General features: G+C 66.3%; 22 protein-coding genes. 4 read left to right on the forward strand and 18 right to left on the reverse strand.

Annotated features, from left to right (window positions below; all coding sequences use genetic code 11):
- Window positions 1-14: 14 nt before the first annotated feature.
- The 10 genes from ACW9UR_RS07920 to ACW9UR_RS07965 form a co-directional block, all read right to left on the reverse strand.
- On the reverse strand, window positions 15-1,412 hold the full coding sequence (locus ACW9UR_RS07920; RefSeq protein ID WP_458916422.1) for a hypothetical protein: 1,398 nt from the start codon (window positions 1,410-1,412) through the stop codon (window positions 15-17).
- The gene (locus tag ACW9UR_RS07925; protein WP_458916423.1) at window positions 1,409-2,956 is read right to left on the reverse strand and encodes a VWA domain-containing protein; all 1,548 of its coding nucleotides are present in this window, start codon (window positions 2,954-2,956) and stop codon (window positions 1,409-1,411) included. Before ACW9UR_RS07925 ends, ACW9UR_RS07920 begins: the two co-directional genes overlap by 4 nt.
- Entirely contained in the window at window positions 2,953-3,936 is a 984-nt protein-coding gene (locus tag ACW9UR_RS07930; RefSeq protein ID WP_458916424.1) for a VWA domain-containing protein, read from the reverse strand. Before ACW9UR_RS07930 ends, ACW9UR_RS07925 begins: the two co-directional genes overlap by 4 nt.
- Window positions 3,933-4,415 (reverse strand): DUF4381 domain-containing protein, encoded by a 483-nt coding sequence (locus ACW9UR_RS07935; protein WP_458916425.1) that lies wholly within the window; start codon window positions 4,413-4,415, stop codon window positions 3,933-3,935. The genes ACW9UR_RS07930 and ACW9UR_RS07935 overlap by 4 nt, the downstream gene beginning before the upstream one ends.
- Window positions 4,412-5,398 carry a DUF58 domain-containing protein gene (locus ACW9UR_RS07940; protein WP_458916426.1) on the reverse strand — a complete coding sequence of 329 codons (987 nt, stop codon included), beginning with the start codon at window positions 5,396-5,398 and terminating at the stop codon, window positions 4,412-4,414. The genes ACW9UR_RS07935 and ACW9UR_RS07940 overlap by 4 nt, the downstream gene beginning before the upstream one ends.
- Before the next feature lie 3 nt (window positions 5,399-5,401).
- Window positions 5,402-6,205: an alpha/beta hydrolase gene (locus tag ACW9UR_RS07945; protein ID WP_458916427.1), complete on the reverse strand. Its 804-nt coding sequence runs from the start codon at window positions 6,203-6,205 to the stop codon at window positions 5,402-5,404.
- Window positions 6,202-7,191, reverse strand: a complete 990-nt coding sequence (locus ACW9UR_RS07950) for an AAA family ATPase (RefSeq protein WP_458916428.1) — start codon at window positions 7,189-7,191, stop codon at window positions 6,202-6,204. Before ACW9UR_RS07950 ends, ACW9UR_RS07945 begins: the two co-directional genes overlap by 4 nt.
- Before the next feature lie 10 nt (window positions 7,192-7,201).
- Complete coding sequence (locus tag ACW9UR_RS07955) at window positions 7,202-8,926, reverse strand: alkaline phosphatase family protein (RefSeq protein WP_458916429.1); 1,725 nt, start codon at window positions 8,924-8,926, stop codon at window positions 7,202-7,204.
- A complete protein-coding gene (locus ACW9UR_RS07960) occupies window positions 8,916-9,896 on the reverse strand; it encodes an HAD family hydrolase (RefSeq protein ID WP_458916430.1) in 981 nt (326 codons plus the stop codon). The genes ACW9UR_RS07955 and ACW9UR_RS07960 overlap by 11 nt, the downstream gene beginning before the upstream one ends.
- A gap of 111 nt (window positions 9,897-10,007) precedes the next feature.
- Window positions 10,008-11,570 carry an arylsulfatase gene (locus tag ACW9UR_RS07965; RefSeq protein ID WP_458916431.1) on the reverse strand — a complete coding sequence of 521 codons (1,563 nt, stop codon included), beginning with the start codon at window positions 11,568-11,570 and terminating at the stop codon, window positions 10,008-10,010.
- 517 nt (window positions 11,571-12,087) lie between these two features.
- Here ACW9UR_RS07965 and ACW9UR_RS07970 point away from each other — a divergent pair.
- Window positions 12,088-13,110, forward strand: a complete 1,023-nt coding sequence (locus ACW9UR_RS07970; protein ID WP_458916432.1) for an AraC family transcriptional regulator — start codon at window positions 12,088-12,090, stop codon at window positions 13,108-13,110.
- Window positions 13,111-13,189: 79 nt separating this feature from the next.
- Here the strand turns inward: ACW9UR_RS07970 and ACW9UR_RS07975 are convergent, their stop codons facing one another.
- The 5 genes from ACW9UR_RS07975 to ACW9UR_RS07995 all read right to left on the reverse strand — a co-directional run bounded on the left by ACW9UR_RS07975 (window position 13,190) and on the right by ACW9UR_RS07995 (window position 18,371).
- Window positions 13,190-13,699, reverse strand: a complete 510-nt coding sequence (locus ACW9UR_RS07975) for a CarD family transcriptional regulator (protein WP_458916433.1) — start codon at window positions 13,697-13,699, stop codon at window positions 13,190-13,192.
- A gap of 322 nt (window positions 13,700-14,021) precedes the next feature.
- Window positions 14,022-14,360: a ferredoxin FdxA gene (fdxA, locus tag ACW9UR_RS07980; protein ID WP_458916434.1), complete on the reverse strand. Its 339-nt coding sequence runs from the start codon at window positions 14,358-14,360 to the stop codon at window positions 14,022-14,024.
- Window positions 14,361-14,416: 56 nt separating this feature from the next.
- The gene (locus ACW9UR_RS07985; protein ID WP_458916435.1) at window positions 14,417-14,800 is read right to left on the reverse strand and encodes an RNA-binding S4 domain-containing protein; all 384 of its coding nucleotides are present in this window, start codon (window positions 14,798-14,800) and stop codon (window positions 14,417-14,419) included.
- On the reverse strand, window positions 14,797-17,793 hold the full coding sequence (locus tag ACW9UR_RS07990) for a helicase-related protein (RefSeq protein ID WP_458916436.1): 2,997 nt from the start codon (window positions 17,791-17,793) through the stop codon (window positions 14,797-14,799). The genes ACW9UR_RS07985 and ACW9UR_RS07990 overlap by 4 nt, the downstream gene beginning before the upstream one ends.
- 11 nt (window positions 17,794-17,804) lie before the next feature.
- Window positions 17,805-18,371: a tetratricopeptide repeat protein gene (locus ACW9UR_RS07995; RefSeq protein WP_458916437.1), complete on the reverse strand. Its 567-nt coding sequence runs from the start codon at window positions 18,369-18,371 to the stop codon at window positions 17,805-17,807.
- Window positions 18,372-18,451: 80 nt separating this feature from the next.
- Between ACW9UR_RS07995 and ACW9UR_RS08000 the strand changes: the two genes are divergently transcribed.
- Together ACW9UR_RS08000 and ACW9UR_RS08005 are read left to right on the forward strand one after the other, a co-directional pair.
- Window positions 18,452-18,742, forward strand: coding sequence for an SCP2 sterol-binding domain-containing protein (locus ACW9UR_RS08000; RefSeq protein ID WP_458916438.1), 291 nt, complete (start codon window positions 18,452-18,454; stop codon window positions 18,740-18,742).
- Between the two features lie 26 nt (window positions 18,743-18,768).
- Window positions 18,769-19,713, forward strand: coding sequence for an alpha/beta fold hydrolase (locus ACW9UR_RS08005; RefSeq protein WP_458916439.1), 945 nt, complete (start codon window positions 18,769-18,771; stop codon window positions 19,711-19,713).
- Here the strand turns inward: ACW9UR_RS08005 and hisN are convergent.
- The 3 genes from hisN to typA form a co-directional block, all read right to left on the reverse strand.
- Complete coding sequence (gene hisN / locus ACW9UR_RS08010) at window positions 19,697-20,512, reverse strand: histidinol-phosphatase (protein ID WP_458916440.1); 816 nt, start codon at window positions 20,510-20,512, stop codon at window positions 19,697-19,699. The two genes, ACW9UR_RS08005 and hisN, sit on opposite strands and share 17 nt — an antisense overlap.
- 83 nt (window positions 20,513-20,595) lie before the next feature.
- Window positions 20,596-20,976: a helix-turn-helix domain-containing protein gene (locus tag ACW9UR_RS08015; protein WP_458916441.1), complete on the reverse strand. Its 381-nt coding sequence runs from the start codon at window positions 20,974-20,976 to the stop codon at window positions 20,596-20,598.
- 274 nt (window positions 20,977-21,250) lie between these two features.
- Window positions 21,251-23,068: a translational GTPase TypA gene (gene typA / locus ACW9UR_RS08020; RefSeq protein ID WP_458916442.1), complete on the reverse strand. Its 1,818-nt coding sequence runs from the start codon at window positions 23,066-23,068 to the stop codon at window positions 21,251-21,253.
- Between the two features lie 129 nt (window positions 23,069-23,197).
- Here typA and ACW9UR_RS08025 point away from each other — a divergent pair, with 129 nt between their 5' ends.
- Window positions 23,198-24,160: an NADPH:quinone oxidoreductase family protein gene (locus ACW9UR_RS08025; protein WP_458916443.1), complete on the forward strand. Its 963-nt coding sequence runs from the start codon at window positions 23,198-23,200 to the stop codon at window positions 24,158-24,160.

Raw genomic sequence — 24,160 nt, forward strand, 5'->3', positions numbered from 1 at the left:
TTCTTGGCGGCGCATCAAGCGCCGGGATTGAGGGGCGGCAGGGGTTGGGCGTGCACATGAATGTGCGCCGTCTCTCGCGCCTTCGGCAGGGCTGAGGCCAGGGCGGACCATGCAGCCCCCGCATCGCCGCCAGTCTCAGAGTAGCTGGCCGCGCCGAGGCGGACCAGCGCCGCCTGCACGTTCGGGTCATGCCGCGGGTCGGGGCCCTCGAAGCGCGCCGCCCAAGCGTCGAGAGCCGGGTGCAGCCGGGCAAGATCTTTGCCCGAGACGACCTGTCGAAGCTGGCGGAAGGCATAGGTTTCGGACTCGCGCCAACGGTCGCCCGCAGCGCTGGCCTCGGCGCGCAAAGGTGGAAGCAGGCGGCGCACCAGCAGGCCCACGAAGCCCAGCGCGAAAAGCGCGCCCAGCGCGGAGAGACCGATCAGCCGCCAGTCCCTCGGTTCCTGGTTTCGCAGCGGCGGCCCCTCGACGACGACCGTAAACCCATCGACGCTGGCGGTTTCGATCTCGTCGGTGTCGAGGTTGTACCAGTCGAGGCTGATCCCCGGCGCTTCGCCCGAGCCGCCACCCTGGGCGACAAGCGAGACGGACTCGGTTCGGCTGCCGGACTGCACACCCCGCTGCTCGGTCTCCTCGACCGACGGCTCGTCCGGGTAGGCCTGGACGCCGGGCACGGCGGATTCCGGCAGCAGTTTCGGCAGGAACATGGGCGAGAGCCCCTCGACCGTGGCCGAAACCGTGCGCCGGGCGCTGTCGCCGGGTGACATCGCCGCCGGATCGCCTTCGACGGACTGCTCAAGCGTCAGGTTACGCGCTGCGATGAACGGGTCCAGCCCTTCGGCGCCCTCGGGCACGACCCCGGCGAACTCGATTGGCCCGGTCTCGACGGTCGCCGCGACGGGGGCATTCGACTCCGGATCGGAGAAGGTCACGCCGACGGGTTGCGACGGGATCGAGAAACGGCCCGGCACCATTGGCGAGATCCGGTAGGTTCGGCTGATCCCCGCCCAGGTCTGGCCCTCGATCCTCTCGCTCACCGGGGAAGTGGAACGCTCGGGCAGGCGGACCAGCAGGTTCGGCGCTTCGAAACTCGGCCAGACCGGGGGCGAGGGCATGAAAGTCGGGACCAGCACGGTCAGCCGCAGCAGCAGAGGCTGGCCGGGGATCGCTTCGGTTTCGTCGAAGCTGACACGCAGGATCGGCTCTGCCGGAGCATCGGTGGCGGACGGCGCGGGCGCGCTGCTGGGCTGGGCACGCCCCGCTTGCGGCTGGGATGGCGTAGCGCCCTCCGTTTGAGACTGCTCGGCCTCGCCGCGCGGCGAGACCGGTTGCGGAATCACCCGGCGCTGCGTCTGCGCGTCGGCGGCAAGAGGCAAGAGGACGAGGGCAAGGGGCAGGCAGAGCCGGATCATTGCGCGGCCTCCCCACCGGCGTCACCGGCCCGCGCGGCCTCGATGGCGAAACGCTGGCGCAGGAAGTCGCCGGTGCTGGTGTCGACCGTGTTCATCCATTGCTCGGTGGTCATCAGGCCTACACCGTCGCCGTCCTCCTGCTGGACCACCATGTCGGTCTCGGCGCCGCGGTTTTCCTCGTTGTCGAAAACCACGTCATCCGCGCCGATACCGGTATCCTCGCCGGTGTCTGACTGCTCGCGCAGTTCCTCGACATAGTCGACGATGCGGCGCGCGGTTTCGAGGTTCTCTTCAGCGCCCGGGTAGTCCGGGTCGCGCTGCAGCACGGTTTCGAAGGCGCGCACGCCGTCGCGGTACCCGCGCGATTTCAGATGCGCCATGCCCTGGATAAAGGCGGCCTGCGCGGTTTCGAGCCGGCCCAGCACCTCGACGGCCTGCTCGTACTGGCCCGAGCGGTAGAGCGCATAGCCGCGCCAGAGCGGATCGGCGAAGAGCTCCGCCGCGCGGGCGAAATCCCGGCGCTCGTACGCCAGCCTGCCTTGCTGGTCAGGGGTCAGGAACCAGTCGACGATACCGGCAGCCCGTGCCTCCTGAGCCGGGAAAAGCAGCGCGGCGAGCAGGGCCAGCCGCGCCCAGTGCATGGTCCAGCCTCGGCGGAACCAGATCAGCATCAGCAGCGCCGCGGGCCAGGCCAGCCAGTGGCCACGATCCTCCCAGGGCTGGTCGGTGTTCTCGAGCATCGCGCGCCGGTAGGCTGCATTCAGCAGCCGGTCCAGTTGGCGCACGTCCGCATTGTCGGGCGTCACGCGCACCACCGTCGCCGTCAGCCGGTCGAGGCCCGCGTCGCCGGTCCCCTCTGGCAGCACGGCCAGGACCGCCACCGGTACCCCTGCCGCGTTCAGTGCGTCCACGTCCGTCGGGTCGACGCCGTCGGTCACGAACAGCACCCCCCCCGGCGCGGTTTCCTCGGCCAGCAGTGCCGTAGCAAGCTCAAGCGCACGCCCGGCGTTGGCGCCTTCCTCGGGCATGACATCGGGGGAAAGGCCCTGAAGGTAGGGCACCATCACGCCCGGATCCTCGGTCATCGGCACCACGCCATGCGCCGAGCCGGCATAGGCGACCAGCGCGGTGCGCGCCCCGGCGCGCAGATCGAGGAAGTCGCGGATCTTCTGCTTACCGCGCTCCAGCCGCGAGGGAGAAATATCGGTCTCGGTCATTGAGGGCGTGACCTTCAGCACCGCGACCACCGGGGCAGAGCGGGCGACGAACGGGTCCGGCAGCCTTGTCCAGGTCGGCCCGGCAGCGCCGATTGCGGCAAGGGCCAGCGCGGCGGCGACACCGTCGATGGCTCGCAAACGCTGGCGATTGCCGCTGCCGACCGTCAGCGCCTTGCGCAGATGCGGCGCGACACCGTCGGTCGGCAGGTCGCGCCGGACATGCCCCCGCCGCACCTGCCACCATAGACCGGCAATCACCGGAAGCATCAGCAGCCAGAGTGGACGCAGGAAGTGGAACGCCTCGAAGAACAGCGCCAGATCGGTCATGCCGCTACCTTTCGCCGTTGACCGAATTGGAGCCAGGCCACGGTAGCAATGCCGATGAGCACCGCCAGCGCGAGCGGAATATGCGCGAGGGATTGGCGTGGACGGTAGGACAGGGTTTCGACCTCACGCGGGGCCAGTTCGTCGATGCGGTCGTAGACGCCGCTCAGCGCCTCTTCGTCCTCGGCGAAGAAATAGGCCCCGCCGGTGCGATCAGCGATGGCCTTCAGCGTCGCAAGGTCCACCCGCGCCTCGCCCGAGGCGTTCGGATCGCCCACGGCGACGGTGTAGATCTCGACGCCCCGGTCCGAGGCGATCTCGGCGGCGTTGACCGGGCTCATGGTGCTGGCGGTGTCGCTGCCGTCCGAAAGCAGGATCAGCAGGCGCTGGTCGATCTCGCTGGCCTCGAAGGTGCGGATCGCAAGCCCGATGGAATCCCCCAGCGCCGTGTGCGGCCCCGCCATGCCGACCTCTGTCCGATCCAGCAGGTCGAGGATCGTGCCCAGATCCTCGGTCAGCGGAGCCTGAAGATAAGCGCGGGAGCCGAAGACGATCAGGGCCATGCGATCGCCGTCACGGCCTTCGACGAAGCTCCGCACGACGTCGCGGACCGCCGCGAGGCGCTGCTTGCGGGTGCCGTCGGGCGCAGCGAAATCGCGTGTATCCATCGAGCCCGAGATATCGATCGCCAGAACCACGTCGCGGGCGGCCTTGGTCACCTCGATCGGCGCACCGACCCGTTCGGGGCGGGCCAGCGCCAGGACGATCAGCAGCCAGCACAGGATCGCGGCGCCCATCTGCAGGCGACTGCGCGACAGCACAACCGCACCAGCGCGCGGCTCGGCGCCTGAGGTTTCCACGATGGAACGGAAGAAGGGAAATCGCAGCGCGGGCACCTGCTCACGCCATGGGGGGACGAAGTGCCAGACCAGAAGCGGCAGTGGCAGCAGGATCAGCGCCCAAGGCAGCGCGAGCGAGATCATGGCGCGGCCTCCACCCGGTGCGCGCGGACCCAGTCGGCGGCCAGCTTCGACAGGCCGGGCACCTGTTGCTTGCCGCTATAGGGCGCGCGGGCGAGCGCTGCGCCGGGGCCGTCGCGGAATTGGTTGGAGCCACCCGAGGCGTCGAGGAACCCCAGCCAGTCCGCACCGGTCAGCCCGGCGACCCGCTCGCGCGACCAGGCGGCCAACGCGGCGCGGCGCAGGATCGCGGCAATGACGGCGGGATCGTCCCCCGCGGCGGAGAGCTCGACCAGCGCGGCCCGGCGATATGCGTTCGCTCGCCAGTGCTTGACGCCACGCCAGATCGCCCAGCAAAGCGCCAGCGCGAGCAATACACCAAAAACTACCCAGCCGCCGGTCTGCGGCAGCATCGACACCGGCTGTGGCTCGGGCGGTTCGACCAGCATGTCCATCAGGTCGACAAGGTTCACCGGCGCTTGGGTTTCCGTCTCGTCGTTCATGCCGGCCCCAGTCCCATCAGGCGGCGCAGCTGCGGCAGCGTTTCGTCCGCCGTGGTCAGCGGGAGCACCGGCACGCCCAGCCGCCGCTGCCAGTCGAGGATCTTGGCAAGCCTGCCCTGCGCCACTTCGCGCAGGTTCTGGTGCGTGGTGCGGTCGCCGGTGTCGACCTCGGCCTGAAGTTCGCCGTCCGAGACGACCAGCTTCAGCCCAGGCGGAAGGTCGTCGCCGAACGGGTCCGAAACCAGCCCCAGTACCAGGTCGTTGTGCCGGGCGAGCCCGGTGACAAGCCGCTCGGTCTGCTCGTCCACCACGGCAAAGTCGCTCAGCACGATGACGAGGTGATTGCGCGGCGCAATCCGGGCGACGGCGCGCAGCACGTGGGTCAGCGGCATCGGTGCGACGTCAGGCGCGTCGGCGCGTAGCAGGGCGTTGGCATCGGCCAGTGCGGTCAAGAAACGGTTCAGCGCGGGGCGGCTGCGCTGCGGGCGGATTTCGGCCAGGTGGGTGTCGCCGAAGACGATCCCGCCGACCCGATCACCCTGATCGAGGATGCGGAAGGCCGCCAGCGCCGCCGCCTCGGCCGCCGTCACGGATTTCATGTTCAGCACCGAACCGAAAAACATCGACATGCGCTGGTCGACGACGATCAGCGCCGGACGGTCGCGCTCCTCGGTCATCACGCGCACATGCGGCTGGCCGGTGCGCGCGGTCACTTTCCAGTCGATTGCGCGAATGTCGTCGCCGGGCAGGTAGTCGCGCAATTCCTCGAAGTTCAGCCCCCTGCCCCGAAGGCGCGACGCATGTCGGCCGTTCAGTACCGAGCGCGCGGGCTGGCGCGGCAGGAAGCTGAGGCTGCGCGCCCGACCTTCGAGTGAGCGCAGATGCGCCAGGGTGACATGGACGCGCGGATCGGCCTCGGTTGCCTCGGCGGGCGGGCGCACCACACCGGACCGCAGCCGGGCGGCATGATCGGGACCGGCCACGGCTCAGGCCGCCTTCGGCGGGCGCTGCCCGGCCTCGACGCCCGGCAGCCAGTCGAGGACCAGCTCGGCGGCGGCGCGCCCGGCGGGCTCGAGCATCAGCATATGCCCGGCATCGGGCAGCACATGCGGCGTGACGCCGTAGTAGAGTGCCGTCAGTTGCACGTCGGCGGGCGGAACCAGCGGGTCGCGTGCGCCACCTATAACCATCACATTGCGTTGCGAGAGCGGCGGCGGCGCGAAAGGCGGCCAGCCGGCAGTCGCGCCCATCGCCTTGAGCGACTCGTCACCAAGCTGCACGGCGATCCGTGCAAACGCCGCATCGTCTATGCCCGATGGGAACAGCTCGCGCCGCAGCACGTCCATATCCGCCTGCGCCAAGCCACGGAAGGAATAGAGCCACATCTGCTGCCAGAGCCCGGGATTGCGCCAGAAAAGCTCGGCCGAGGCCCGCCACAACCCGTAAGGAGGAACCGAGCAGATCAGCACCGTTCCGGCGACGGGCCTGCCCCGCGCCAACAGTTTCTGCGCCACGGCCCCGCCAAGCGAATGCGCGAGGACCACCGTCGGCCGGTCGATCCGGTCCAGCGCGGCGTCCAACTGATCGGCATAGTCATCAAGGGTCGATCCGGCGCCCGTGAGGCTGATCGCCCAGGTCCGGTAGCCGCGATGCGCGAACAGGTCGAACCCCTCGTCCGGCCAGATCCACGCACCCGCGCCGATCCCGTGCACCAGAAGCAGATCGACTTCGCGGGCAGGGCCTTCTGGCGGGGCGCAGAAAAGGTCCGGGCTGTGGGCCGCAGGTCTCACGGCAGGGCCACCTGGCGCAGGATCTCTTCGACCACGGCGTCGGCCGAAACGCCCTCGCCCTGCGCTTCATAGGTCAGACCAAGGCGGTGCCGCAGCACGTCGGGGGCGATGGCGCGCACATCCTCGGGGTCTACATAGTCGCGGCCTTGCAGCCACGCGTGGGTGCGCCCGCATTTGTCGAGAGCAAGGCTCGCACGGGGGCTGGCACCGACCTCGATCCAGCGCTTCAGATCGTCGCCGAACTCGGCGGGCACGCGCGTCGCGTTGACCAGGTCGGCCATGTAGCGCTCCATCGGCTCGGCGACGTGGATCGCGCCTATTTCGCGGCGGGCGGAGAAGACCGAGTCCTGTGGGATCGGGGCGGGCTTCTCTTTCGGGGCAGCATCTGAAGGCGCGGCGCTGGCGGCGATCTCTTCACCGCGGACCAGCCGGATCACCTCGACCTCGTCCTCGACCGGCGGGTAGGTAATGTTCACGTGCATCAGGAAACGGTCCATCTGCGCCTCGGGCAGCGGATAGGTGCCTTCCTGCTCGATCGGGTTCTGCGTCGCCATCACCATGAACAGTGGAGGCATCTTGTGCGTGGTCCCCGCGACGGTGACCTGTCGCTCCTCCATCGCTTCGAGCAGCGCGGCCTGCACCTTGGCAGGCGCGCGGTTGATCTCGTCAGCAAGAACTATGTTGGCGAAGATCGGCCCGGCCTCGAAGCGGAACTCACCGCCCTTGTCGGACTGGTAGTAGACCTCGGTCCCGGTCACGTCCGAGGGCAGCAGGTCGGGAGTGAACTGGATGCGGCTGAAATCGCATTCCATGTTCTTCGCCAGCGCCTTGATCGCGCGGGTCTTGGCAAGGCCGGGCAGACCCTCGACCAGCAGGTTGCCATTGGCCAGAAGGCCGATCAGCAGGCGCTCGATCACGTCGCGCTGGCCGATGATCGCCTCGCCCATGCGGGCGCGCAGCAGGTCGATGTCGTCGCGTGTGGTCATGAGCTTCCGTTCATTCTTGCAGGGATGCAGGCGGCGCGGGCGGGGTCAGCACTTCGGTCAGCGGCAGGCCGATAGCGCCCGACGGCAGCTTGGTTCCCAGGTAGGTGGCGATGGTCGGCGCGACGTCCACGGTCTCGACCCGGCGAGCAATGCGCTGTGGCGCGATGCCCGGACCGGCGAAGATAATCGGCACGTGGCTGTCATAGGTCCAGGGCGAGCCATGCGCCGAGGCGACAGTCAGTCCGTCGAAATCGGCGATGAACCAGTGCGGCTCGAAGACGACATAGATGTCGCCCGAGCGGTCGTGGTGGAAATTCGCGAGCACCGCGTCCTGGATCTTGCCGCGCGGCACCGCACCCGCACGCAGTGCGCTGCTTGGGATGGCGTGGGCGATTCCCGGCAGACGCTCCAGCTCCGCTGCGACGGCACGCTCGACCTCGGCCCGGTCGAGACCACCGGCCTCGATCTCGGCCGTGTTCAGGTAGAGGTAGGGGTTCGAGAAATTCTGCACCAGTTCCTGCGCGGTGCCGAACTCCGCCGTCAGGCGGACGAAGCCCGGCTCGGTATCGACCCGTTCGAAATCGAATAGCCCGGCCTCGATGCCGAGCGTTGCCAGATACCCGGGATGCTCAGGCGCGCCGTGGTCCGCCGACAGCACGACGAGCGTCTTGTCCAGTCCGACGCGCGCGTCCACATGCGTCAGCAGGTCCGCGAGCGTCCGGTCGAGACGCATCAGGTTGTCCTCGGCCTCGAGGCTGGAGGGACCGAACAGGTGGCCGACATAGTCGGTCGACGAAAGGCTCACCGACAGGAAATCGGGCACATCGTCCTGGCCCAGCCCCTCGGCGTCCAGCAGGGTCTTGGCGAAATCGGCGGTGATCTCGTCCCCTGCCGGGCTGAGCGTCAGGCGCGTGGTGAAATACTTGTCGTCGGCCGGTCCCCAGGCATGGGGAAAGATTCGTCCGAAGCCGGGGAAGTCGGTTTCCCACGGCTGATCGTCATGCTCACCGAACATGTAGGCATCCGCGTCCTGCGACAGCGTCCACTCGGTTTCGGCATAGCCGGCGACCACGCCCCTCGCCTCCCAATCGGCGATCCAGCCGGGGTAATCGTCGCGGTAGAAGGTGCTGGTGACGAAGCGGCCCTCGGACTTCGAGAACCAGTAGGCCTGCCCCGCATGACCGGCCATCGAGATCGCGCCACGGTCCTTGACCGACACGCCGAAGACCTTGGCCTCAGAGCCGAAATGCAGAGCGATCTCGTCCGAGGCCGTCGAGGTCAGGATGTTGCGGGGCGAGCGGCCGTCGGTGGTCGCGGCGCGTTGCGTCGGGTCGATCTCGGCGCCAGCATCAACGCCCGTCGCGCCGACCAGCGGGAAGTCGGCGTCCTGCACGTTGTAGAACTGCGTGCCCGCGACGCGATCGTACCACAGGTTCGCAACCATGCCGTGGATCGCCGGGTCGGTGCCGGTGGCGAGCGTCGTGTGCCCGACGATGGTCTCGGTGTTGGCGTGGCGGTGGTGCGCGTCGGCATATACGGCACCGTTCTCAAGCAGATAGCGGAAACCACCGTCGCCGAAATTCGCCCCGTACCTGTCGATCAGGTCGGCGCGCAACTGATCCACGGTGATCTGCAGGACGAGGCGAGGCCGCTCCTGCGCCAGCGCGGGTTGCGCCAGCATGGTCAAAGAGGCAGCGGCAAGCAGGCTGCGGGCCAAGCGGGCGTCAGTCATCATCGGGCCAGACCCTTTTCCAATCCTCGGCCATGTCGATCAGGACCCAGCCGCGCGCGTCTGCTTCGTCGAGGCCGCGGTCCAGCACGCCGATATGCCCTTCACGATCATAGGCGAACTCGCGATCGGCGTCAGTGTGGTGGACGATGAGGCCCAGGCGCGCGCCCTCGCCCGCCGTGGCCCATTCGAGCATCTGGAAATCGCCGTCCGAATTGCCGCCGACCAGGATCGGGCGCTTGCCGATCCGCGCGTCGATGGCCACCGGCTTGCCCTCTTTGTCGTCGATGAAGAAAATGCCGGGATCCTTCATCACACGCGGCTCGCCGTCCTCGGCGGTGTAGCTCGATTTGCCGGTAGTGCCTATCACCTGCTCGGGCGGGATGTTGTACGCCGCCTCAGAGAAGGCGCGGATGAAGTGGAGCCCGCCCCCCGAGACAATATAGGTCTTGAAGTTTTCGTCGCGCAGGTAGCTCAGCAGTTCCAGCATCGGCTGGTAGATCATGTCGTCATAATGCATCCCGGTTTCGGGGTGCGTGGCGCTGTCCAGCCAGGCGCGGCCGTCGGCGATGAACTCGTCCACGGTCATGCCGGAATGGGTGACCGAGACGACCTCGAGCAGGCCCTCGGTTCCTGCGGCGGCCACGGTCTCGAGATCACCCGCTGCGGCGGCTTTCAGGACGTCCGATGTCAGGACCGAGGGATCGGCCTCGGCCATTTCGCGCAGGCGGTCCATGGCGAAAAGGAACTGGAAATACACGGGCTTCTCGGCCCAGAGCGTACCGTCGTTGTCGAAGGTCGCAATGCGGTCGCCGGGGGTGACGTAGTCGGGCGAGGCGCGGTCTGTGACCCGCTCGACGAACTCGATGATCGCGGTCTTGGTCTCGCCCTCGGTCCAGGAGGGCAGCGGATCGGCCAGGGCCGTCATCGGCAGCAGGAGCAATGCGAAAGTTGCGAACGGTCGATGGGCGATCATGCTGAAATCCTCAAGCCTTTGGATGCTGGTACAATCATGCGCGGGCCGGGCACCAAGGCGTCCGACCCGCAGGATCGACGGCCCTGCCCGAAGACAGGACCGGGAGCTGGCTTACTGGGCGCCGCCCGGATCCGACAGCTTCTCCATGACCTTGTCGAGGCTGAACGAGGCCGCTTCCTGACGCGGCGGGTATTCCTCGAAGGTGGCCAGGAACTGCGCCACGTATGCCTGTGCCGGCACAAGCATGTAGGCACGGTCGAGCATCCAGTCATAGTAGGTGTTCGACGTCCGGTAGGCCCGCTCGTAGGGGTCGCGGCGCAGGTTGGTGATCAGGGGCACGCGGAGCTCCGTCAGCGGCTCCATCCAGGCGCGGAACGTCGCCCAGGCCTTCTGCTCTAGGAAGGTGATCTTCCAATCACGGTATCGCAGGGCCGCGAGGTCACCATCGTCGGTGAAGTAGAAGATCTCATTCCGCGGGCTTTCCGTGGTTTCACCGGTCAGCAGCGGCAGGATGTTGTAGCCGTCCAGGTGAACCCGGTAGTCACGGCCCATCTCCTCGACGGTGACGCCTTCCAACAGGTCATCCTTGACGGTTTCGTTTCCGGCCATGGCGAGCATCGTCGGCAGCCAGTCCATGTGGTGCACGATCTCGTTGGACACGGTGCCCGGCTCGATGTTGCCCGGCCAGCGGACCATCGCCGGAACGCGCCAACCGCCTTCCCACTGGGTGTTCTTCTCACCCCAGAACGGCGTCGACGCCGCATCCGGCCACGTGTTCATGTGCGGACCGTTGTCGGTCGAGTAGAACACGAAGGTGTTATCCTCAATGCCAAGCTCTTCGAGCTTGTCGAGGAATTGGCCGATGTGCATGTCGTGCTGGATCATGCCAGCCGAGTACTCATCCAGGTTCCGGCCGGCGATTTCCTCGGCCTGTGCCTGGAAGTTGTCGTCGACATGGGTGCGGAAGTGCATCCGGGTGCCGGACCACCAGACGAACCACGGCACGCCCTCGGCTTCCTTGCGCTCGATGAAGTCGAGCGCAGCGGCCACGGTCTCGTCATCGACGGTTTCCATGCGCTGCTTGGTCAGCGGGCCGGTATCCTCGATTTCGCCGTCGGCGGACGAACGGATCACGCCGCGCGGGCCGAACTTGTCGCGGAAGGTCTCACCATCCGGCATGACCATGTCGCCCGGGTAATCTTCGTTCTCGGGCTCTTCCTCGGCGTTCAGGTGGTAGAGGTTGCCGAAGAACTCGTCGAAGCCGTGGTTGGTCGGCAGATGCTCGTCCCGGTCACCCAGGTGGTTCTTGCCGAACTGGCCAGTGGCATAGCCTTCGCCCTTCAGCAGGCCGGCGATGGTCGGATCTTCGATCTGCATGCCTTCCTCGGCGCCCGGCAGACCCACCTTGGACAGACCGGTGCGGAACACCGACTGGCCCATGATGAAGGACGACCGGCCGGCGGTGCAGGACTGCTCGCCGTAGTAGTCGGTGAAGATCATGCCCTCGGCGGCGATGCTGTCGATGTTGGGCGTGCGATAGCCCATCATGCCCATCGTGTAGGCCGAGATGTTCGACTGGCCGATGTCATCGCCCCAGATGACGAGGATGTTCGGCTTGTCGCCGTCCTGCGCCAAGGCGGTGCTGACGGTCAGGACAAGGGCGGCGCCTGTCATAAGACAGCGCCGCAGTCCGACTCCTAGATGCATGTTCAAGGTCTCCCTCTTGAAGTATGGCCGGAAGGCCGGTCGAACCGCCACCGGTCGGCGGCGGCATGGAAGAGGCGCGCACCCTTCGCGGGGACGCGCCCAAACGGAACTAGCTACGTCTTGGGGACGTTCTGCAGGAATGGGACAACACAGTGCGGCCACCGGTCATGCGGCAAATGGGCGGCATGGCATGTCCACGGGACGGCGTCATTGCACGCATGCGCGGACGCGTGGCCAGCCGTGCACGGCTGGCCACCCCGAACGGACTGGAACCGGTAAAGCCTGGCTGCATGTCTCCCTCCGGACTTGGCGCTGCGGCTCAGTGCCCGCTCAAGCCGTTGATCCGGCTCTGCTCGCGTCAAGCGGGCCCGGCAAACGCCGGACGAAAAAAGTGTCTCTCATTATTGCCCCCAAAGTTGTGTTCCGAGCGTAATGCAGAAAGATGTACCGCGCATGTCATTTTGCGCCAGAAGCCGAGACCAAGATGAACCGACGCATTATTCCCATCACAACGGCAACGGGTATGGGCGATTTGCCTGCCCTGCTGGAGGATGCGGCGGGCAGTCAGGCGATCGGTAGGGCGTTCTCCAACGCCCAACTACCCCTGCAATTGATCGAGGACCGCCGGGTCCGGGTGCCGATGGCCGCACTGGTCGAGCTCTTCGCCGGCGCCGGTCGGCAGGCGGGGGACAGGCTGCTTGGCCTGCGGATCGGCCTGGATATGAAGCCGGCGGATTACGGCCGATGGGCGATCTACAGCCAGTCCGGGAGGACATTGCGCGAAGGGGTCGCGCGGCTGAACACGAGCCTGCCGCTGCACCAGTTGGGGCCGTGGATAGGGTTGGAGACCGTGCAAGGCCAGGAAATGCTGGTCTACCGGATGCCTCGGTTCGGCATTTCCGACAAGCGCCAGCATTCGGACCACGTGGTGCCCTCCCTGCTCAAATTCATCCGCGGCTACCTGGGCGAGAGTTGGTCCCCTAGCTGGGTGCAGGTCGACTATCCGGACGACGGGTGCGCGGCGCGCCTTGCCGACCTCGTCCCGACCGACTGGAGGTTCGGCAGCGACGCGCTGCGCGTCCCGCTCTCCGCGAACGATCTCGACACCCCTCGGATTACGAGTGCGCCGGCCGGCGGCATGACCCTGACTTCTGTCGACCTTGTAGCCCTGGAGGGGCAGCAAGCCCCAAGCTTCAAGGCGACGGTCGAGGCCTGCATCGCGATGGAGATGGTCGAGGGGCAGACCACCATCGACGGCGTCGCGCGACGTATGGGGATGAGCGTCCGATCACTGCAGCGAGCGCTCGATCAGGACGGGCTTGGTTTTCGAGATTTGCTGGACCTGTTCCGGCTGCGCAAGGCGACAGAATTGCTGTCTCATGGCGAACTGTCCGTTACGGAGATCGCCCTGTCGCTCGGCTACAACGACCCAGGAAACTTCAGTCGCGCGTTCCGGCGCTGGACCGGTTTCCCGCCCAGCATGGCCCGGCGCACCGCAGCGGAATAGACGCACGATCAATGCTCCGCACACGAAAAAGGCCCGCACCAACGGTACGGGCCAAGTTCTGATCGGTAAGTCCTGCGTATCAGGCGGCGCGCTCGCCCAGCAGTTCGTCTACGTGCATCTGAGCTTTCACTTCCTCGATGCCCTTCACGGCGGCGACCTCGCGGGTCAGGCGCTCGAGAGCGGCTTCGTAGAGCTGACGCTCGGAATAGGACTGCTCACGCTGGTCGTCGTTCCGGTGCAGATCGCGAACCACCTCGGCAATCGAGATCAGGTCACCAGAGTTGATCTTCTGTTCGTACTCCTGGGCGCGGCGCGACCACATCGCGCGCTTCACGCGGGCACGGCCCTTCAGGGTCTCCATCGCCTTTCCGACGATATCCGGGGTCGACAGCGAACGCATGCCGACCGAGGCTGCCTTGGCGGTGGGAACGCGGAGGGTCATCTTGTCCTTGTCGAAGGTGATGACGAACATCTCCATCTTGATGCCTGCGATTTCCTGCTCGTCGATCGACACGATGCGACCCACGCCATGCGCGGGGTACACGACGAAGTCGTTCGGACGGAAGTCGGCGTTTTTCTTCTTTGTCATGCGCTCTCTCTTACCAGTGCCTCGAACCGGTTCCGGCGGCATGCAAGCGACAAATTCCCAGAGGCTGCTGACCGCAGTCTCAGGTGCCGCTTTCCGCAAGAATGGCCGCGCATCCCTTCGCTTCCTGCAAATTAGGGATGCCTCCCGGTTCGACCTTGATGTGTCACTTATATAACACGTGCGGAGGTGATTTTAAACCTTGCGCGCGTTGATCAGCCTTTCTTAAGGGCCGATTCACACCATCTGTGTACCACTTTTTCGGCTAAGTTTCATAGCTAGGCCGAAGTGACGCGGGGTCAAGCGGGCTTCCGCCCGAATCGGGTCAGCCGCCCTCGCCGGGCTTTTCGGAGAAGTACTTTTCCAGCTTGCCTGTTTCGCCGTCGAACTTCTCGGCCTCAGGCATCGGATCGACCTTGGTGACGATCACCGGCCACTGCTCGGAGTACTTGCGGTTGAAGTCGACCCAGTTCTCCATATCCGGCTCTGTGTCCGGGCGGATCGCGTCAGCCGGGCATTCAGGCTCGCAGACGCCGCAGTCGATGCACTCGTCCGGGTGGATCACCAGCATGTTCTCGCCCTCGTAGAAACAGTCGACGGGGCAGACCTCCACGCAATCGGTGTATTTGCAGTTGATGCAATTGTCGGTCACGACATAGGTCACGGCGGGTGTCCTCAAGCTCTGATTGGCGCTCTTACTGCCTGAGCGGGCAGGCTTCATCAAGGGGTGCGCCGCAGGTTTTCAAGGGCGCGGCGGTCCTTCTTGGTCGGACGGCCGCCCTCGTCGAAGGAGGGAGCACGTTCCGGCCGCTCGGGCGGAGGCGGACTTCTGTCCTCGTAGAGGGCCTGAGCTTCGGGCGCCGGTCCTCGCCGCGTGCCCAGCGCGAGAATGACGACGACCCGGATCCGCTCACTCTGCGCGAAGGTCAGTGCGTCGCCGGGTCGCACGGCAACACTGGGCTTCGCCACCCGATTCCCGTTCACCCGCACCGCGCCCGAGGCGATCACCTTCGCCGCAAGAGTGCGGGTCTTGAAGAACCGCGCCTGCCACAGCCACTTGTCCAGCCGCAGCGTCGGCGCAGTCCCCGAGGGAGTGTCGCTCACCCCTTCTCCTTCAGGGCGGCAAGGGCCGCGAAGGGGCTGTCAGGGTCGATCGGCTTCTCGCGGCGCGGCGGCGAGGACTTGGCCTGGAACGGCTTGCCGCCCTGCTTGCCCTTGGCTCCCGGTTTGCCGCCGGGCTTGCCGCGGCGGGGTTTGCCCTGCCCGTTCGGCGCGCCGTTGTGGCCCCCGGCGCGTGGCTTGCGGCCCTCCTGCGGACCCGCACTTCGGCGGCGCGGGGCCCAGGTGAACGTATAGTAGACCTCGACCTCCGGCTCCGTGGAAGGTGTATCGGTCGCGGGGGCCGCATCGGCGTCTTCCGGTACGTCTGATGACAAGCCACTGTCCGATACCGCATCCATCATCACATCGACCGGGGCGGGCGAGGCGTCCGGCACCTCTGCCTCGACGGTCTCGACAGGATCCTCGGCGCTCTCGGTGGCCTCTTCTGCCAGCGCAGGACGGGTCGGAGCCTCTTCCGCCGCATCGACGGGCGTGCTTTCCGCGCCTTCCGGCAGGGGCTCGCCAGTGGGCGTGCCCGTGGCGTCCGCAACAGCGTCGGGATCGGCTGCAAGTTCGGTTTGCGGTTCGGCAGGTTTGGCGTCGGGCTTCTTGGCCGTCGCCTTGGTCCGCTCGCCCTTCTCCGCAGCATAGCCGAGGCCGCTCATCAGGTCGGCAAACTGTTCCAGCGTCAGGCCGGTGATCGACAGCATGTCCGCCGACGCCTCGAAACCGCCGCGGGTGTCCTTGCTGCGGAGCATGTCGGCCAGCCGTTCCAACATGTCGATGCGGATCGCGCGGGCGCCGGACAGGCGGTAGCCGGCCATCGGGTAATAGCCGCGTGGCGCGTCCTGCACCGCCGGGATTGTCACCAGGCCCGGAGGAGGCGCCTCGGGGATCTCGTCCAGCTTCTCGGCGAGGCCCCAGAGCACCAGCCGCAGCCGGGTCGGCGCGGGCTTCAGCAGCGCCGGCATGAAAATGGTGAATTGGCCGAAGCGGACGCCGTGCTTGCGCAGCAGCGCCCGGGCGTCCTGGTCCAGCGACTTCACGTCATTGGCCACATCCGCGCGGGGCACCACGCCGAGTGCTTCAACCAAGCGGAAGCCGACACCGCGCGCCAGTCCCGAGAGCGCCTCGTCGTCACGTAGCGCGATCAGCGGCTCGAATAGCGCGCTGATCCGGCGGTCGAGCCAGTGCGTCAGGCGCCGCTTGACCTTCTCGGCCACGGCAGGAGCGGCCTCTTCGTCGACAAAGGGCACGATCTCGGGCGACAGGGCATCGGCACCGGGCTGAAGCCGGCCGACCGCATGTTCGCCCCACATCAGGCCGCCCTGCTCGGTCACGTCGATTTCCGTGTCAGGAGCGTTGTAGAACCGGTCGGCGCGGATGTTGAACGCGGGCTGCAACGCTGCCAGCGCGGCGGCGCGCAAGGTCTTGGCTTCCTGCGCCTCGGCGTTCGGATCCAGCTGGAACCGGAACCCTTCGAGACGGCCCACGAACTGGTCCTCTACCCGGACCTCACCCTTGTCGTTCACTTCGGCCACAAGGCTCTCCTTCTGCTTCAACCGCCGCATCAGCACCGATGTGCGGCGGTCGACAAATCTCTGGGTCAGTGCTGCGTGAAGCGCATCCGACAGCCGGTCTTCTACCGCACGGGTCTCGTCGCGCCAATGGCTGGCGTCGTCAAGCCAGTCCTTTCTTTGCGCGACATATGTCCAGGTGCGGATATAGGCCAGCCGTTTGGATATCGTATCGATATCGCCGGTCGTCTTGTCGATGCGTGCAATCTGCCGTGCCAGCCAGTCGGTGGGAATCCGCCCGTCCTGACAGATGAACTCGTAGATCCGCTGGCAGAGCGTCGCGTGTTCCGCATGCGCGAGCTTGCGGAAATCGGGAATCTGGCAGACGTCCCACAGAAGCCGCACGTCCGGCGCGCCGTGCACCTTGTCGCGCATGTCGGGGATCTGCCACAGCGTCTTGAGCGTCGCGAGGTCATCTGCTTCACGTGCGCGGACCAGTTCCTCGTGGTTCGGCGGGACCTCCAGGCTTTCGATCAGGCGCTCGGGACTGCCGAACTCCAGCCGGTCGTTGCGCCATTGCAGGCGGCGGATCGGGGCGAAGCGGTTTTCCTCGATCGCCTCGACCTCGTGTTCGTCGAGCCGCGCCGCCTCACCAGTCACGCCGAAAGTGCCATCGGTCGTATAGCGCCCTGCCCGCCCGGCAATCTGCGCCAACTCGTTAGGCATCAGGTGCCGCGTGCGCCGCCCGTCGAACTTGGCCGTGCCCGAGAATGCCACGTGGTTGATGTCCAGATTCAGCCCCATGCCGATCGCGTCCGTCGCCACCAGGTGATCGACGTCGCCGTTCTGATACAGCTCCACCTGCGCATTGCGTGTGCGCGGGCTGAGTGCCCCCATCACCACGGCCGCACCGCCCTTCTGACGGCGCAGCAGCTCGGCGATGGCATAAACGTTGTCGACCGAGAACCCTACAATGGCCGAGCGCGGGGGCATCCGGCTGATCTTGCGCGAGCCAGTATAGGTCAGCTTCGAGAACCGCTCGCGCGAGACGAAGTTCGCGCCCGGTACGAGGCTGGCGATACGGGCGCGCATGGTCTCGGCGCCAAGGAACAGCGTTTCGCTCAGCCCGCGCGCGTTCAGCAGGCGGTCCGTGAATACGTGACCCCTGTCCGGGTCGGCGCAGAGCTGGATCTCGTCCACAGCAAGGAAGTCGGCGCCGATACCGACCGGCATCGCCTCGACGGTGCAGACCCAATACTGCGTGCGCGGCGGGACGATCCGCTCTTCTCCGGTGACGAGCGCGACGACCGAGGGTCCGCGTATCTGCTTGATGCGGTCATAGACCTCGCGGGCCAGCAAGCGCAGCGGCAGGCCGATGACCCCCGTGCGGTGGCCCAACATCCGCTCGATGGCATAATGCGTCTTGCCCGTGTTCGTGGGCCCGAGCACGGCTGTCACCGTGCTGTCGGAAAGTGCCATGCGGGGGATCCTTAAAGGGTGGCTTCGCCGATCGTGTACTGCAGACGGCGAATCGTATCGCTGATATTGTCTCGGTGAGGGTTCAATTCCTGTGCCCGGCGCATGACGTCGAGCGCGTCCTCGGGGCGGCCAAGTTCCTCGAGCACGATGCCGAGACCGGTCAGCGCGCCGAAATGATCCGGGTTCAGGGCCAACGATCTTTGCAGGTCCTGCATCGCCAACCCGTACTCATCGATCAGATAGAAGGCGGTCGCGCGGGCGTGCCAGCCCTCGGCGAATTCCGGTGCGTGGTCGGTCAGCGCGGTCAGATGCTCGATCGCGGTCAGGTAGTCCTCGGCGTCCATTGCCTGACGACCCCGCTCCAGCAGCAGATCGGCCGTCGCCGAGCCCGAGCGGGACCAAAGCCCCATGATCTTCGATTCGGTCGATTCCCAGGTCCGCAGATCCGGCTGCGCCAGTTGGGCCAGCAGATCCGCAACCTCGGCCTCGCGTTCGGTGATATCCGACACGCTTTGCGCGTGCGCCAATGGCACGCTGAGCAAGCAGATTGCCGCAAGGTGAAGGATTGGGGTGGTCATGCGTCCCATGCTAGATAGATTAGCATCTCGATAGACAAATGCGAGCCCTCGCAGACATTTCTCACCCTAGGAAGGACGCCATGAGCGACACCATCGACGCCGCGATCGAGGCCCTGCGCAAAAAGGTCGATACCGACCAGGTCGATTTCTCGGCCAAGTTCGTCATCGAAGACGAAGGCACGATCCGCCTGGACCAGAGCGGCGTCAGCAAGGACGACGCCGATGCGGACGTCGTCATGACCGCCGACGCGGACACTTTCCGCGGCATCCTTTCGGGCGACGTGAACCCGACTTCGGCGTTCATGTCCGGCCAACTCACCGTCGACGGCGACATGGGCCTGGCGATGAAACTGGGCTCGATCCTGTCCTGAAGCGGCCTTCCGCGCCATCCACTGCGGTGCCGAGCCGCGCGCCCTGGCACGGGCAGATCGTCGCCGGCCCCTCGCCGGACATCACCGCCTGGGTGCGGACGGCGGACGGCACACGCATCCGCGTGGTCCTCTGGCGCGGCAAGGGACGCGGCCTCGTCGCCCTGCTTCAAGGTCGTGCCGAGTTTGCCGAGAAGTACGGCCCCACCGCTCAGCGGCTGACTGGCATGGGCTTCTCGGTCATGGCGCTCGACTGGCGCGGGCAGGGTCTGTCCGAGCGATCCGAGCGCGAACCGATGATCGGCCATGTCCGCCGCTTCCGCGATTACCAGCACGACCTGCGGGCAGCACTTTCGCAGCCCGACGTGGCGGCGCAGCCGGGACCGCGACTGCTGATGGCGCACAGCATGGGTGGCGCCATCGGCCTGCGCGCGATCATCGACGGGCTGCCAGTCTCGGGGGCGATCTTTTCGGCTCCGATGTGGGGCATCCGCATGGGCGGCGCACCGGACGGGCTGGTACGGGCCGTGACGCGGGCTTACTGCTGGCTAGGCATGGGAGGCCGGACGATCCCCGGCGGCACCCGCAAACCCTACCTTTTCGAGCAGGCGTTCGAAGGGAACGTGCTGACCTCCGATCCCTACGAGTACACCCGCCTTTTGGAGCAGATCGCCAAGGTTCCCGATCTGGGGATCGGCGATGCGAGCATCGGCTGGCTGCGCGGCGCCCTGGCCGAGACGGCAGCCCTTCGCCGGGCCGAACAGCCAGACATCCCGATCCTGACGATCCTCGGCAGCGCCGAGGTGGTCGTCTCTCCCTGGGCGATCCGGAGTGTTACCGCCAAGCAACCGAAAGCCGAATTGCTTGAACTGGAGGGGGCCAAGCACGAGGTGCTGATCGAAACGCCAGCCCTGCAGGCGCGGGCCTGGGCCGGTATCGGGCGCTACCTCGACGAGGTCATTCCGCCCGGCTGAGGATCTCTAACGCTGCATCGTGGAGGCGTGGATCGCCTGCTGCGACTATGCGTCCTCCGTTGTGCGCGGGTCCGCCGGTCCAACTGGTAACGCGGCCGCCCGCGGCCTCGATTACCGCCTGAGGACCCTGGATATCGTAAGCGTGCAGACCCGCCTCGATCACGAGGTCGATCTGGCCCAGCGCCAGCAGCCCATACGCGTAGCAATCCGTGCCGTAGCGCGTCAGGCGCACCTGCCGGCTGACTTGAGTGAAGGCCGCGCGCTCGGCGTCAGTGCCGATTTCCGGAAAGGTGGAAAATAGTGTCGCCTGCGAAAGTTCCGCGCAGGGGCGGGTGCGCAGTGGGCGCGGCTCGGCACCGGGGCGCACCAGCACACTCTGCCCCAGACCACCGACGAAGCGCTCGCCGATATAGGGCTGCGAGATCACGCCCAACACGGGCCCCTGCCCCGCGTCCAGTCCTATAAGCGTACCCCAGACCGGAAGACCGGACATGAAGGCGCGCGTGCCGTCGATCGGGTCGAGCACCCACGTAAGACCAGAAGTTCCCGCGCGCGGCGCCTCCTCTTCTCCGAGGATCGCATCATCGGGGCGACGCTCGGCCAGGATCGCGCGCATCGCCGCTTCGGCGGCGCGGTCGGCGGCAGTCACAGGATCGAAGCGCCCGGCCTCGGCTTTGTTGTCGGCCGTCAGGCTGTCGGCGCGGAAATGGGGCATGGCAGCGGTCGCGGCTGCATCAGCCAGCGCATGCGCGACGGCCACCAGCTCGGGGTGCTGCGTTTCCGGCACAGGAGAGGTCACGTCCGGCTCCGCGTTCACGATTTCGGTAGATGGCCCCCGCGCCGCGCAATTGCGGCACGAGGGGCGGGTTCAGAGAGGAATCGTCAAGCGACGTCGCTCAGGACACGAGCCAGATCGAACAGGCGGCGGCGCTGCGCCTCCGGGATGGTGTAGTAGGAGCGAATCAGCTCCATCGCTTCCTTGTCGGCCATCAGGTCGCGGGGCATGTCGCCCGAACCCTGGGCCGGATGATCGGCGGCATCCTCGGCGCTGAGGCCCTCGAAAAAGAAGCTGATCGAGACGTCGAGGGCACGGGCAATATCCCACAACCTGGACGCGCTCACCCGGTTCATCCCGGTCTCATACTTCTGGATTTGCTGGAATTTGATGCCGACGGCGTCGCCAAGTTGTTGTTGGGTGATGCCGAGCATCCAGCGGCGGTGACGAATGCGTTGTCCAACGTGCGCGTCAACAGGGTGTTTCATTTGTTCTTACTCCCAATGTGGTGTCCAATCCCGCGTCCCGCCGATGGGAGGAAGAACCGAGGTTCAACCGCTGCACGAACGGAAGTCGCCGACTGGTGACTGCCCTTTTATAGCATAAAGCGTGTTCGATCTACCGTGCTCAACCAGAAATACGTATTTTTCCCACACTTTTGCCACGGCTACTCATAATAAGATACAATCAAAGGTTGTAAAGCAGGCAAAAGCTGAGCCGCCTGTGCAGCACAGGCGGCTCATGGCCTTGTTTCGCTGGAGCTCAGCCCGCGGCGCGGGCGGCGCGTTTCCGCTCATGCGGGTCGAGATGACGCTTCCGCAGGCGGATGTGGTTCGGTGTGACTTCGACCAACTCGTCGTTGTCGATGTAGGCGATCGCCTCTTCCAGGCTCAAACGACGGGGCGGCGTCAGGGTGACCGCGTCGTCTTTGCCCGAGGCGCGCACGTTGGTCAGTTTTTTGCCCTTGAGCGGGTTCACTTCCAGATCGTTCTCGCGATTGTGCTCGCCCAGGATCATCCCCTGGTAGACCTGCTCGCCCGTGGTCACGAAGAAGAAGCCGCGATCCTCGAGGTTGAACAGCGCATAGGCGACTGCGGTGCCACTCTCCATCGAGATCAGCACACCCGCACGGCGACCGGGGATCGTGCCCTTGAACGGCGACCAGCTGTGGAAAACCCGGTTCAGAACACCGGTGCCGCGGGTATCGGTCAGGAACTCGCCGTGATAGCCGATCAGCCCGCGCGACGGGACATGAGCGACGATCCGGGTCTTGCCGCCCGACGCAGTGCGCATCTCTACCAGGTCACCCTTGCGGCCGGCGAGTTTCTCGACCACGGCGCCGGAGTATTCCTCGTCCACGTCGACGGTGACTTCCTCGATCGGCTCGTGGCGCTGGCCGTCGATGTCGCGGAACAGCACCTGCGGCCGCGAGACCGACAGCTCGAAGCCTTCGCGGCGCATGTTCTCGATCAGAACGCCCAGCTGAAGCTCGCCCCGGCCCGCGACCTCGAACGCTTCGCCGCCCGGGGTGTCGGTGACCTGAATCGCGACATTGGACTCCGCCTCGCGCATCAGACGGGTGCGGATCACGCGGCTCTGGACCTTGTCGCCATCGCGGCCTGCCAGCGGGCTGTCGTTGATCGAGAAAGTGACCGAGATCGTCGGCGGGTCGATCGGCTGGGCCGGAATCGGCACATCGAGCGAAACATCGCAGAGCGTGTCCGCAACCGTCGCCTTGGTCATACCCGCGAGCGAGACGATGTCACCGGCTTCGGCCGCCTCGATAGGCTGCTGCGACAGACCCCGGAACGCCAGGATCTTGGTGACGCGGAAGCGCTCGACTTCCTTGCCGTTGCGGCTGAGCGCACGCAGCGTGGTGCCGGCCGTCAGACGGCCTGCCTGGACGCGGCCCGTCAGCAGGCGCCCAAGGTAAGGATCCGCCGAAAGCGTGGTCGCCAGCATAGCGAAGGGCTCGTCACGCTTCTCGATCTGCTTGGGCTGCGGCACGTGGCGCATGATCAGCTCGAACAGGGCCGACAGGTCCTTTTGCGGACCGTCCAGTTCGGTGTCCGCCCAACCGGCGCGGCCCGAAGCATAGAGCACCGGGAAATCAAGTTGGTCTTCATCGGCGTCCAGACCGGCGAAAAGGTCGAACACCTCGTCCAACGCCCGGTCCGGCTCGGCGTCCGGCTTGTCGACCTTGTTCAGCACCACGATCGGTCGCAGGCCCAGCGCCAGCGCCTTCGAGGTCACGAATTTCGTCTGCGGCATTGGCCCTTCGGCCGCGTCGACCAGCAACACAACGCCGTCGACCATGCTGAGAATGCGCTCGACCTCGCCGCCGAAGTCGGCGTGGCCTGGCGTGTCCACGATATTGATCCGCGCGCCATTCCATTCGACGCTGGTCGCCTTGGCGAGGATGGTGATCCCGCGCTCGCGTTCCAGGTCGTTGCTGTCCATCGCGCGTTCCTGCACCGCCGCGCCTTCGCGGTAGATGCCCGACTGCTGCAGCATGGCGTCCACGAGGGTAGTCTTGCCATGATCGACGTGCGCGATGATGGCGATGTTCCGAAGCTCCATCGGCCCGTACCTTCAGTTTTTCTGAGACTCGGCGCAGGCCATACGCGTGCTTTCGGCAAAAGGCAACCATGCTTCCCGTCGCAGCGCAGCAGGGCTATGCTGCGACGCAACAATAAGCGGGAGGATGCGATGCGCGTGATGCAATGCGTAGAACTTGGCCGGCCACTGGCGCTGCGGGACATGCCCCTGCCGCAACCCGGCGCCGGAGAGGTCCGCCTGCGCGTCCATGCCTGCGGACTGAATTTCGCCGACACGCTGATGATGCAGGGCCGATACCAGGAGCGGCAAGAACCTCCGTTCGTTCCGGGGATGGAGGTGTGCGGCACCATCGAGGCGCTTGGCCCCGACGTGGACCCTGCAGCGCTCGGGCGCAGGGTTGCGGCGATGACCCGCGCGGGTGGGCTGTCCGAGGGGTTGATCCTGCCCGCAGCCTCCTGCGCGGCGGTGCCCGAAGCGATGACTGACGCGCAGGCGGCGGGCTTCATCATCGCCTATGCGACAAGCCTGATCGCATTGCAGAAGGCCGCGCTGGCAGAAGGCGAGACATTACTTGTTCTCGGAGCCGCGGGCGGCGTCGGCCTGACGGCAGTCGAGATCGGCCGCCAGCTGGGCGCGACTGTGATCGCTTGTGCGCGCGGGGCGGAAAAGCTTGAGGTGGCTCGTCGCGCCGGGGCGCATCACGTGCTGGACAGCGACACGGCAGACCTGCGCGCCGAGGTGAAGGCGCTGGGCAGCGCGGACGTCGTCTATGACCCAGTCGGCGGAGAGCTTTTCGAACAGGCCCTACGGTCCACAAAGCAAGGCGCACGCTTGCTGCCGCTGGGGTTCGCTTCGGGGGAGGTGCCGCAGATCCCGGCGAACATCCTGCTCGTCAAGAATCTCACCGTGATCGGCTTCTACCTCGGCGGCCATGCGCGGCTGCATCCGGGCGCGCTACCCCGCGCTCTGGAAATGCTTTTCGGCTGGTTCCAGCAGGGCCGCATCGCGCCGCATGTCAGCCACGAGATGCCGCTCGAGCAGGCGAATGAGGCGCTGGACCTGCTGCGCAACCGGACGGCGACGGGTAAAGTAGTGGTGACGATGGCGCGCTGA

Source organism: Halovulum sp. GXIMD14794 (assembly GCF_054457455.1).